The following is an 11,593-nucleotide window of genomic DNA, read 5'->3' as shown; positions in this document are numbered from 1 at the left end:
TGACGGTAACGTGGGAGCCACGGCTGGTCGCCCGGCGCGGGGTCTCACAGCGGTCGCGGACTTCGCGCGGCTCGGGTCTCGCTTCGGGCTCGCCCGTTCCCGCGATCCGGCTCGCGATCGGCGAACAGGTCTACCGGCTGGTACTCGGCTCGTCGTGCCGCGACGCGACGCTGACGAGTCCGAACAGCAGCGCCAGCGTCCCGCCGGCAAACAGCACGCCGAACGCCGCCATCGAGACCGGCGTCATCCCGAACGAGACAACGCCGAACAGGTCGAGCGCGACGTCTCGCTCCTGCCCGGACGCGCCGACTATCGCGCCGAGGCCGGCGGCGAGGAAGACGACGATCACGGCACCAGCCGCGAAGATCGGCCGTCCGGAGATGGTTCCGTCGGTACTCACTACTTTTGTGTTGGGCTTCGTCGTGATTAGGACTGTCGATAGAACTCGGGAAGCACGTTGAGTTCCGAGTCGGTCCCCTGTGAGTAGTTGTTTCTTCGGACCCACTCTGAAGGGCACCGCTGGACAGCAGTGATCCGGTCGAGGAACGTCCAGAAAGCCCGTCCGCCCAGACCGTGAATGGTTCACCGGGCGCATTCTGGCAGAAGGTTCCCGGGCGCTTCCAGTGAAGGTTCCACCGAGCGCATTCCGGCAGATGATCCACCGAGCGCATTCCGGCAGATGATCCACCGAGCGCATTCCGGCAGATGATCCACCGAGCGCATTCCGGCAGATGATCCACCGAGCGCACGCCCTCAGAAGGCCAGAAATCGCGTCCCCGATTTCGAAGCCGGTCAGCGATACTCGTCGAGTCGCTCTTTCAGGTCCCGAGCCGCCTCGCCCGCGGCCTCGTCGAACGGCCGATCCTCGTCTTCGCCCGCGAAGATGATGCCCCGCGTGGAGTTGACCAGTCCCGCGCCGTTCGCCGCGGTCGCGCAGGTCGCCGCGGCCTCCGCGTCGCCGCCCTGCGCACCCACGCCCGGCACGAGGAACGGGAGGTCCGGCACGCGCTCGCGGACCGCGCGGAGTTCGTCCGGCGTGGTCGCGCCGACCACGAGCCCGACGTTGCCGTGCCCCTCGTCGCTCCACTCGCTGGCGAGGTCGGCCACGCGCTCGTACACGAGGTCGCCGTCCGCGAGTTCGAGGTCCTGCACGTCCGCGCCGCCGGGGTTCGAGGTTCGACAGAGCAGGAAGCAGCCCGCGTCCTCGCGGTCGAGGAACGGCGCGAGCGCGTCCCGACCGAGGAACGGGTTGAGCGTGATGGCGTCGACCGAGTCCAGAACGCTGGCGTACTGCCGCGAGGTGTTGCCGATGTCGGCGCGCTTGGCGTCGAGCAGCACCGGCACGCCGGCGTCGCTGGCGTATTCGGCGGTCTTCTCCAGCGCCCGCCAGCCGTCCGGGTCCTCGTAGAACGCGGCGTTGGGCTTGAACGCGGCGGCGTGGTCGGCCGTGGCGTCGACGATGCGGCGGTTGAACTCCCAGCGCGGCAGGTCGGCGTCCCGGACTGCGTCGGGGAGTCGGTCCGGGTCGGGGTCGAGGCCGACCGAGACGATGCTGTCGGTCTCGGCGATGCGGTCGGCGAGGCGGTCGAAGAACGCGGTCATTGACTGGTCGACCCTTCCCCCGGCGGCGATACAAAGGTTGTTACTTCCGGGGCAAACGGGGTCGGTGCTGTTCCTGCGTCGCGCCACAGCTTTTTACCCGCAGCCCTCCAACTCTCGGTCATGTACGTCCGGGACGCGAAAAACAGGGAGGAGGTGTGGCTGCTCGACCACATCGAGGCGATGGGTCTCGACGAAACCGCGTTCCGTTCCCGCGACTACGTCGTCGCCGTCGACGAGGCGTCGAGCGAGAAGGCGGGGTTCGGCCGCATCCGCATCCACAAGACCGAGGAGAGCGATCGCTGCGAGCTGACCAGCATCGGCGTGCTAGAGCCGTGGCGTCGACAGGGCGTCGGTGGGCACGTGGTCGAGCGACTGGTCGAGAAGGCGGGCGATCAGGGGTTCGAGACGGTGTACGCGCTGACCAGCGCTGCCGACTACCTCTCGCAGTTCGGCTTCCGCGGGGTCACCACTGACGACCTGCCCGAGAAGCTTCGGGAACGCCTCGACGCCAAGCGCGAGAACATCGACCCCGAGGCGGTCGGGATGACCGTCGGCGTCGACGCGTTCTCGATGCCCGACCGGCTCCGCGAGCGTTTCAAGCACGCCCGGGCCCAGGAGCCCGAGCCCGAACCCGACGAGTCGGCCGAGGACTTCGGCATCGACACCGAGAGTGCGACCTACAAGTACGACACCGGGAGCTGAGCCAGCCCCCTCGACGCCGATTCCGCGCTCGAATCCGCCAATTGTTAAGACCGCCCCAGCCGTTGGTCCACACAATGTTCGACGCCGAGGACCTCGAAGAGATACGCGAGGCGCGCGAGGAGTGGGAGGAAGAGACGGTCGGTCCCACGGTCGAGCGGTTCGGCGAGCGCAAGGAGGAGTTCAAGACCGACACGGGCGGCCAGACGGTCGACCGCCTGTACACCCCGGAGGACGTGGCCGACCTCGACTACGAGGAGGATCTGGGCTTCCCCGGTGAAGAGCCGTACACGCGCGGTCCCTACTCCACGATGCACCGCGGCCGGTTCTGGACCATGCGCCAGTACGCCGGGTTCAGCACGCCCGAGGAGACCAACGAGCGGTACAAGTACCTCATCGAGAACGGGTCGTCGGGGCTCTCGATGGCGTTCGACCTGCCGACCCAGATGGGGTACGACTCGGACGCCGGGATGGCCGCGGGCGAGGTCGGCAAGTCCGGGGTCGCCATCGACTCGCTGCACGACATGGAGACCGTCTTCGACGGCATCCCGCTCGACGAGGTGAGTACGTCGATGACCATCAACGCGCCCGCGTCGGTCCTGCTGGCGATGTACGTCGCGGTCGGCGACGAGCAGGGCGTCGACCGCGAGGAACTGCGGGGCACCATCCAGAACGACCTCCTGAAGGAGTACGTCGCGCGCAACACCTACATCTACCCGCCCGAGCCCTCGATGCGCATCATCACCGACATCTTCGAGTTCTGCGCCGACCAGACCCCGAACTTCAACACCATCTCCATCTCGGGCTATCACGTCCGCGAGGCGGGCGCGACCGCCGCACAGGAACTCGCCTTTACCCTCGGCAACGGCATCGAGTACGTCGAGGCCGCGATGGACGCGGGCCTCGACGTCGACGAGTTCGCGCCCCAGCTTTCCTTCTTCTTCAACGCGCACAACAACATCCTGGAGGAAGTCTCGAAGTTCCGCGCGGCTCGCCGGATGTGGGCCACGATCATGGACGAGCGCTTCGACGCCGAGAATCCCAAGTCCAAGCAGCTGAAGTTCCACACCCAGACCGCTGGCTCGACCCTGACCGCCCAGCAGGTCGACAACAACATCGTTCGCGTGGCGTATCAGGCGCTCGCGGCGGTGCTCGGCGGGACCCAGAGCCTCCATACCAACGGGAAGGACGAGGCGCTCGCGCTTCCCACCGAGGAGAGCGTTCGGACCGCGCTGCGGACCCAGCAGATTCTCGCTCACGAGTCGGGTGCTGCGGACACCATCGACCCGCTGGCGGGCAGCTACTACGTCGAGAGCCTGACCGACGACATCGAGGACGAGGCGTTCGACATCCTCGACACCGTCGACGAGAAGGGCGGCATGCTTCAGGCCATCGAGGACCAGTGGGTCCAGCGCCAGATACAGGACGTCGCCTACGAACGCCAGCGCGAGATCGAGCAGGGCGACCGGGTCATCGTCGGCGTCAACGAGTTCGAGGTCGACGAGGAGCCGGAGGTCGACATCCAGGAGGTCACCGAGGAGGACGAGCAGCGCCAGATCGACCGCCTCGACTCCGTGAAGGCCGACCGCGACGACGAGGACGTAGAAGCCAAACTGGCGGCGCTCCGCGAGGCAGCCGAAGGCGACGACAACGTGATGCCGTACATCGTCGACGCCGTGAAGGCGTACGCGACGGTGGGCGAGATCTGCGGCGTCCTGCGCGAGACGTTCGGGGAGTACCAGCCCGGCGCGGCGGTGTAGGAGGTTTAATATAAGTAATCAGGAGGCTAGTTTTATTTTCATTCTACTTGTGGAAAATTATGGAGTGAGAAAGATGCAACTACTGTCCGGGTTCAACCCGCTCCGATACTGTCGTCCCCCCCTCACGGGTGTTGAAATCGCGCGTTAGCAGTATCGCCTGCCGACCACCATCCATCGCGAGCGTACTATCGTTCCTGTCTGAGTGCATCGCCGTTCTTCGTTCGAGATTGGAAAGGACGTGACAGCCATGTAGACTCGGCGGCGCGAACGTAGCCATATAATACCCACATTTTAGAATAAATTTTTGTTCTTTCGCCCACGACGTTCAGGCGGAGGTGAGAAACGATGTTCGGATTCTTCCCGTTGCAAGTTTGTGACGGCCGCATAGACAACGGTTGCTGACGGAGCCAACGCGGCGAGCACGGCGACTCGATTTCGGAGTCGAATCGTGACTCGCCGACTTACAATTGCGCGACCAGTTCCTCTACGTCGTCCTCGGTATTGAAGACGTGAACAGAAGCCCGCACCGCCCCGTCCGGATTCGGAAGCGAGCGGATCTGCACGCCGTCGTCGGCGAGGTCCTCGACGAACGCCTCGGGGTCGGGGTCCTCGACCGCGAAGGAGACGAGTCCCGTCTCGTACTCGCGGGGGCTCAACAGGCGGGCGGTCTCCGAGTCCGCGATACCCTCCTTCAGGCGGTCGGTCAGGCCCTCGACGCGACGCTGGATTGTGTCGTATCCCAGTTCCTCGATGGTTCGGACGGCTTCCGAAAGGCCCGCGTACGGCGCGGGCGAGACGGTGCCGACTTCGAGGCGGTGCGCGCCTGGCTCGTAGGCGTAGTCCTCGGCGTTGGGGTCCTCGACGCTCCGGTAGCCGATGTGGGCCGGTTCGAGGTGGGTCTCCGCGCCGGGACTCACGTGGACGAATCCCGCGCCGAAGGGGCCGAGCAGCCACTTGTGGCCCGCGCCCGCCACGAAGTCGGCGTCCCACTCGCGCACGTCCACCGGAACCTGTCCGGGCGACTGGACCGCGTCCACGAGCACCAGCGCGCCGGCGTCGTGGGCCATCTCCGCGACTTCCGGGATAGGAAGGCGAGTGCCGTGGGTCCACGTCACCGAACTCAGCACGACCAGTTTCGCGTCACGGACCGCCTCGGCCATCGCGTCCACGTCGAGGCGTCCGCCCTCCGTGCCGACGACCTCCACGTCGACGCCCCGCCCGCGGAGGCGCTTCCACGGCAGGATACCCGAGGAGTGTTCGAGGTCGGTCCGGACCACCGTGTCGCCGTCCTCCCAGTCGAGCGCCGCGGCCACGCGGTTGATGCCGTCGGTCGTGCTCTGGGTCAGCGCGATCTCCGCAGCGTTCGCGCCGAGGTGATCCGCCACGGTCTGGCGCGTCTCGTCGAACACGTCGAACGCGAAGGGGTACATCCCCTCGGCGGCCGGCGATTCGTACTCGTGGCGCTCCAGACAGTCTTCTATCGCGTCGGTGACGCAGGTCGGACTCGGCCCCGCCGCCCCGGTGTTGAAGTAGGTCGTGCGGTCGAGCGCGGGGATGTCGTTTCGGAGATCGGTGGGGTTCACGTCGAGAAACACGGCTATCGGGCTGATAAAGGCTGTCGAAGCGGCAGTGGCCCGCGTGACTGATCGGCGCCGACTGTCATGAACAGAAAATCTAGCCCCGTCATATATACAACAGTAACTGTGCAAAATACATAAGTATGAATAGTAGGATGATTATCGATGGAGGTGAGAAAATGATCGATATCATCCCATTCGACGAGGTCTGTGCAATGCCCTTCGAATCGTGCACCGGAGCAGGAATATAGCTGTAGCGCAGCCATCGGCTTCCAATCAATTTCTCGCGTCGATACCGCCGACAGTTCCACTCGTCAGCCAGCGATTCGAGTGCCAGAGTTCGCTAAATTCGAGCGAAATCCGAGAGCGGTGCGCTTCTACGGGAGGCAACCGAGTCCGGACCACGAGAATTATAAGACGGTAACCGGAGGTACCGTACATGCACATCGACCACGTCGGCATCGCCACCGACGACGCCGCGGACCTCGCGGACATGTACGCCGACCTGTTCGACGCGCCCGTGGCACACGAGGAGGAGTTCGACGGCATGCGGGTCGTCTTCCTCGAGTTCGGCGACAGTTACTTCGAACTGCTCGAACCGCTCGAAGACGGCACTATCTCGCAATTTCTCGACCGGAACGGACCGGGCATCCACCACGTCGCGCTGGAAACCGACGACATCGATGGCGCGCTCGACGTTGCGCGCGAGCACGGGGTCGAACTGATCGACGACGAGCCCCGTCCCGGTGCGTGGGGCCACGAGGTCGCCTTCCTCCATCCCAAATCGACCGGCGGTGTGCTGATCGAGTTCGTCGAGCACTGACGGGTCTGTACGGCCCGTTGATGGATTGACTCGCTATTCGTCGAAGTCGGTAGGTAGAATACGTAGCTAACTACTGCTTGCGCCTCGGCGTGACCGCACAGTACCGCCGACCACACCGCACAGCACCGCGAAACCGCAGTCCGCCCCGCGGCGATTCAGTCCTCCGAGTCCGGCGCGGGACCGAAGTTCTCGGTCTTGGCGTCGCCGACGTCGACGTTCGCAGCGTCGAGCGCCGCGGTGGCCGCGTCGAGGAAGTCCGCAAAGCCGTAGATGAACAGTTGTCCGTGCGCGTCCGCGAGAATCTCCAGCACGTCCTCGTCGCTCACGTCGTCAGTGATGACGATTCGTGCGCCCGCGTCCGCGAGCGCGCCCAACCGCTCCTGATGAACCGGGTCGGCGTCCTCGTAGACGATAGTGACCTCGACCCCGTCCGCCGAAGCACGCTCGCCGATTCCCACCGCAGGGCCGACGCCGGGGCCGCCCGCGAGGACGACCACCGCGTCCTCGTCCTCGTAGTAGGCGTCGCCGAAGGGACCGGCGACCTCGACCACGTCGCCGGATTCGAGGCCGGCGAGGTACGGGCTGAGCGACCCCTCGGGGTCGACCTCCACCGTGACCTCGAACGTCTCGACCGCGTCCGGCGACGAGAGGGTGTAGTGGCGCGTGACCTGCTCGCCGTCTACTTCCGCGCCGACCTGCACGAACTGTCCGGGCCGCGCGTCGAAGCTCGCCGGCGCTTCCAGCGTCAGCGCGACCGTCTCCGTTCCGACCGTCTCGACGCCGCGAACCGCGACTTCGGTTCCGTCCATGACTGGTGGTTGCGTCGGAGAGACCAAAGAGTCTGCGACTGCGGAACGGTAGAGACTGCACCTATCGACCGACAGAGACGCCCTGCACTGCACGACCAAACCCCGTGTCGTCGGGGCGACGGCACCGTCCCGGTAGAACTTGCCGAGAAGGGCGCTTCAGAAGGCTTTTGATTTGGCACGGGCTACCTCACGACTAGGAATGCCAGACGACCTGAACTGGGCCATCGGCGGCGAAGCCGGCGATGGCATCGATTCGACGGGGAAGATCTTCGCACAGGCTCTTTCCCGAGCGGGACGGCACGTCTTCACCTCGAAGGACTTCGCGTCGCGCATCCGGGGTGGGTACACGGCGTACAAGATCCGGAGCGCCGTCGACCGCGTCGAGAGCGTCGTCGACCGGCTCGACATCCTCGTGGCGCTGACCGAGCGGACCATCCACGAGAACGAGGACGAACTCCACGACGGTAGCGTCATCATCTACGACGGCGAGCGCACCGAGATGGAGGACGTCGAGATCCCCGAGGGAGTGATCGGCCTGTCGGTGCCGCTCAAGCGCCTTGCCGAGGAGGCCGGCGGCGCCATCATGCAGAACATCGTCGCGCTCGGCGCGGCCTGTGAGGTCACCAACTTCCCCATCGAGAACCTCGACTCCGCGCTGGAGAAGAAGTTCGGGAGCAAGGGCGAGTCCATCGTCGGCAACAACAAGGAGGCCGCCCGGAAGGGCCAGGAGTACGTCGACGAGGAGTACGACCACGAGTTCGACTACGACCTCGACACGACCGACAACGACTACGTCCTGCTGAACGGCGACGAGGCCATCGGCATGGGCGCAATCGCGGCGGGCTGTCGGTTCTACGCCGGCTACCCCATCACCCCGGCGACCGACGTGATGGAGTACCTCACCGGCCGCATCGAGCAGTACGGCGGCGAGGTCGTCCAGGCCGAGGACGAACTGTCGGCCATCAACATGGCGCTGGGCGCGGCCCGCGCCGGAGCCCGCGCGATGACGGCGACCTCCGGGCCGGGTATCGACCTGATGACCGAGACGTTCGGCCTCGTGGCGACCAGCGAGACGCCGCTGGTCATCGCCGACGTGATGCGCTCGGGTCCCTCCACGGGGATGCCGACCAAGCAGGAGCAGGGCGACCTCAACATGACCCTCTACGGCGGTCACGGCGAGGTGCCTCGGTTCGTGGTCGCGCCGACGAACATCGCGGAGTGCTTCCACCGGACCGTCGAGGCGTTCAACCTCGCCGAGAAGTACCAGATTCCGGTGTTCCTGCTCGCTGACCTCTCGCTGGCGGTGACCGAGCAGACGTTCGAGCCCGAGGAGTTCGACATGGACGCCGTCGAGGTCGACCGCGGCAAGATCGTCGACGACGACGAGGTCGAGGCGTGGACCGACGAGAAGGATCGGTTCCAGCCCCACTTCCCGACCGCCGACGGCGTGAGCCCGCGGGCGCTGCCCGGCACGACCAACGCCGCGCACATGTCCACCGGCCTCGAGCACAACTCGCTCGGCCGGCGGACCGAGGACACCGACGTCCGCGTCGAGCAGGTCGACAAGCGCAACCGGAAGGTCGACACCGCGCGCGAGAACGAGGAGTTCGACGTCCGGGAGTTCGGCGATTCGGACTCGGACAACCTCGTCATCTCGTGGGGATCGAACGAGGGCGCGATGCGCGAAGCCCTCGACTACCTCGACGAGGAGGGCGTCGACGTGCGCTTCCTCTCGGTGCCCTACATCTTCCCGCGGCCCGACCTCGGCGACGAGATCGAGGCGGCCGACGAGGTAATCGTGGTCGAGTGCAACGAGCAGGGGCAGTTCGCCGACCTGCTCGAACACGACGCGCTGGCCCGGCTCAAGCGGGTCAACAAGTACAACGGCGTGCGGTTCAAGGCCGACGAACTGGCCGAGGACATCCAGGCGGCCCTCGAGGCCGAGGAGGTTACAGCATGAGTTCCGACGTTAGATTCACCGACTTCAAGTCCGACAAGCAGCCGACGTGGTGCCCCGGATGCGGGGACTTCGGCACGATGAACGGCATGATGAAGGCGCTCGCGGAGACGGGCAACGACCCCGACAACACCTTCGTCGTGGCGGGCATCGGCTGTTCCGGCAAGATCGGCACCTACATGCACAGCTACGCGCTCCACGGCGTCCACGGCCGCGCACTCCCCGTGGGCACGGGTGTCAAACTCGCCAACCCCGACCTCGAAGTGATGGTCGCGGGCGGCGACGGCGACGGCTACTCCATCGGCGCGGGCCACTTCGTCCACGCCGTCCGGCGGAACGTCGACATGACCTACGTCGTCATGGACAACCGCATCTACGGCCTGACGAAGGGCCAGGCCTCGCCGACCTCCCGGGAGGACTTCGAGACCTCTACCACGCCCGAGGGTCCGAAGCAGCCGCCGGTCAACCCCCTCGCGCTCGCGCTCTCGGCGGGCGGGAGCTTCATCGCCCAGTCGTTCTCGACCGACGCCCAGCGTCACACCGAGATCGTCCAGAAGGCCATCGAGCACGACGGCTTCGGCTTCGTCAACGTGTTCAGCCCGTGCGTGACCTTCAACGACGTGGACACGTACGACTACTTCCGGGACTCCATCGTGGACCTGGCCGACGAGGACTACGACCCGACCGACCGCGAGGCCGCGAAGGAGAGGATCCTCGACGCCGACAAGGAGTACCAGGGCATCCTCTACCAGAACGAGGAGAGCGTGCCGTACTCGGACCTCCACGGTCTCGACTCGAACATGGCCGACATTCCGGACGGCGCGCCCGAGAACGCGACCGACCTCGTGCGCGAGTTCTACTGACGGCAACGACTGATTCTTCTACTGACAGCCGGCGATTGTTATTCCCCGAACGCTCCGACGGTTACTGACCGCTCGCTGACCGTTTCGGACTTTTGCCCGCGAGGCCCCGACAGAATACCCGGTTGAGCGCGTTTGCGTCCGTTTTTTAAGGGAGTGGTGACTACCCGCAGACGAGATGACTGCGGACGAATACGACGCTCTCGGGGGCACGGCGGGGAGCACCGCCGCCCGCCTCGCTCCTTCTCTGCCGAGCGGAGGCGATGGGCCGTGACCGACCGCTTCGACGTAATCGTCGCCGGTGCCGGGCCGGCGGGCGCGCAGTGCGCCCGCGACCTTGCCCGACGGAACCACGACGTGCTGGTGCTCGAAACCGAGCCGGAAGACGAGTTCCCGCGCCAGAGCAACAAGTCGACCGCGGGGACGTTCCCGTCGATGCTGTCGTCGTTCGGCATCCCCGACGACGTGGTGATGAACTACACGCGCGACGTGATTCTCGAATCGCCGACCGACCACTTCGCGCGCTACCAGCCCGGCGCGGTGCTGGAGTTCGCCGACTTCAAGCGCTACCTCGTCCGGGACGGCCGCGAGCTGGGCGCGGAGTACCGGTTCGACTCGCGCGTCTCGAAGCCGGTCACCGAGGACGGCGAGGTCGTCGGCGTCCGGTACGACGGCGACCGCGAGGCGTACGCCGACATCGTGATCGACGCCACGGGGCCGGCCGCGCCGCTGGCGAAGGCGCTCGACGTGAGCGACCTCCAGCGCAAGAACCAGGCCATCGGCGTCGAGTACGAGGTGGAGGGCATCGACGTCGACGCCGACGGCTACGCCGACCTCACCGACGCGATGATGCTCCGGCTCGACCACGACCTCGCGCCGGGTGGCTACTCGTGGATCTTCCACACCGGCGCGGACACCGCGAAGGTCGGGCTCTGCTACATCCAGAACGAGGCCCACCGCGAGTACGCCCGTGACGGGATGGGCATCGACGACTACCTCCAGTACTGGCTCGACAGCGACCCCCGTTTCGCCGACGCCGAGCGCATCGAGGGGAAGGTCCACCGGGGCTCGGCCCACGTCCAGATGCCGACCGGGATGAGCACGGACAGCTTCATGGCCATCGGCGACACGGTGCCGACGGTCGACCCGCTCTGGGGCGAGGGCATCCACACGTGCATGAAGTCCGGCCGGGCCGCGGCGGCGACCGCCGACCGGGCTCTCTTGACCGAGTCGGTCGACACCTCGGCCGAGAAGATGGCGGTGTACGACGAGCTGTGGCACCGCGACGTGGCACCTCAGATGCGGACCCGCCTGCTGATGACGCGACTGCTGTATCTGGCGTCGAACGAGCGCTACGACCAGCTGATGGCGGACCTGAACCGGCTCGACGACGACACGCTGAGCGACGCCAACAGCGGCGACTGGCGCGCGCTGGCCCGGCTGTTCCACCTCGGGGACGTGCCGCTGCTCGCACGGTTCGCGAGGGAGCGACTTACCGGGTAGGAG

Annotated in this window: 10 protein-coding genes; 6 read left to right on the top strand and 4 right to left on the bottom strand. The window is 66.2% G+C overall.

Features of this window, described 5'->3' with window-relative positions:
• Positions 1-130: 130 nt before the first annotated feature.
• Together DPQ64_RS02490 and pyrF are read right to left on the bottom strand one after the other, a co-directional pair.
• Positions 131-400 (bottom strand): DUF7520 family protein, encoded by a 270-nt coding sequence (locus DPQ64_RS02490; RefSeq protein WP_115862780.1) that lies wholly within the window; start codon positions 398-400, stop codon positions 131-133.
• A gap of 392 nt (positions 401-792) precedes the next feature.
• Positions 793-1,602, bottom strand: coding sequence for an orotidine-5'-phosphate decarboxylase (gene pyrF, locus DPQ64_RS02485; RefSeq protein ID WP_115862779.1), 810 nt, complete (start codon positions 1,600-1,602; stop codon positions 793-795).
• Positions 1,603-1,722: 120 nt separating this feature from the next.
• Here pyrF and DPQ64_RS02480 point away from each other — a divergent pair, with 120 nt between their 5' ends.
• Both DPQ64_RS02480 and DPQ64_RS02475 read left to right on the top strand, forming a co-directional pair.
• Positions 1,723-2,304, top strand: coding sequence for a GNAT family N-acetyltransferase (locus DPQ64_RS02480; protein ID WP_115862778.1), 582 nt, complete (start codon positions 1,723-1,725; stop codon positions 2,302-2,304).
• A 74-nt stretch (positions 2,305-2,378) separates the two neighbouring features.
• Complete coding sequence (locus tag DPQ64_RS02475; RefSeq protein ID WP_115862777.1) at positions 2,379-4,061, top strand: acyl-CoA mutase large subunit family protein; 1,683 nt, start codon at positions 2,379-2,381, stop codon at positions 4,059-4,061.
• A 461-nt stretch (positions 4,062-4,522) separates the two neighbouring features.
• Here the strand turns inward: DPQ64_RS02475 and DPQ64_RS02470 are convergent, their stop codons facing one another.
• Positions 4,523-5,644 (bottom strand): aminotransferase class V-fold PLP-dependent enzyme, encoded by a 1,122-nt coding sequence (locus tag DPQ64_RS02470; protein ID WP_115862856.1) that lies wholly within the window; start codon positions 5,642-5,644, stop codon positions 4,523-4,525.
• Between the two features lie 433 nt (positions 5,645-6,077).
• Here DPQ64_RS02470 and mce point away from each other — a divergent pair, with 433 nt between their 5' ends.
• On the top strand, positions 6,078-6,461 hold the full coding sequence (mce, locus tag DPQ64_RS02465; protein WP_115862776.1) for a methylmalonyl-CoA epimerase: 384 nt from the start codon (positions 6,078-6,080) through the stop codon (positions 6,459-6,461).
• A gap of 155 nt (positions 6,462-6,616) precedes the next feature.
• On the opposite strand, the gene DPQ64_RS02460 is transcribed toward mce, so the two are convergent.
• Positions 6,617-7,270 carry a ferredoxin--NADP reductase gene (locus DPQ64_RS02460; protein WP_115862775.1) on the bottom strand — a complete coding sequence of 218 codons (654 nt, stop codon included), beginning with the start codon at positions 7,268-7,270 and terminating at the stop codon, positions 6,617-6,619.
• Between the two features lie 199 nt (positions 7,271-7,469).
• On the opposite strand from DPQ64_RS02460, the gene DPQ64_RS02455 reads away from it, so the two are divergent.
• From DPQ64_RS02455 to DPQ64_RS02445, 3 genes are all read left to right on the top strand, one after another.
• A complete protein-coding gene (locus tag DPQ64_RS02455; protein ID WP_115862774.1) occupies positions 7,470-9,230 on the top strand; it encodes a 2-oxoacid:acceptor oxidoreductase subunit alpha in 1,761 nt (586 codons plus the stop codon).
• Positions 9,227-10,090: a 2-oxoacid:ferredoxin oxidoreductase subunit beta gene (locus tag DPQ64_RS02450; protein WP_115862773.1), complete on the top strand. Its 864-nt coding sequence runs from the start codon at positions 9,227-9,229 to the stop codon at positions 10,088-10,090. The genes DPQ64_RS02455 and DPQ64_RS02450 overlap by 4 nt, the downstream gene beginning before the upstream one ends.
• A gap of 267 nt (positions 10,091-10,357) precedes the next feature.
• Positions 10,358-11,590, top strand: a complete 1,233-nt coding sequence (locus DPQ64_RS02445) for a digeranylgeranylglycerophospholipid reductase (protein WP_115862772.1) — start codon at positions 10,358-10,360, stop codon at positions 11,588-11,590.
• Positions 11,591-11,593 lie beyond the last annotated feature (3 nt).

Origin of the sequence: Halorussus litoreus (genome assembly GCF_003382685.1) — an archaeon.
Classification (GTDB): Archaea; Halobacteriota; Halobacteria; order Halobacteriales; family Haladaptataceae; genus Halorussus; species Halorussus litoreus.
The sequence above is the reverse complement of the archived record's forward strand: the minus strand, read 5'-3'. Positions and strand labels throughout refer to the sequence as shown.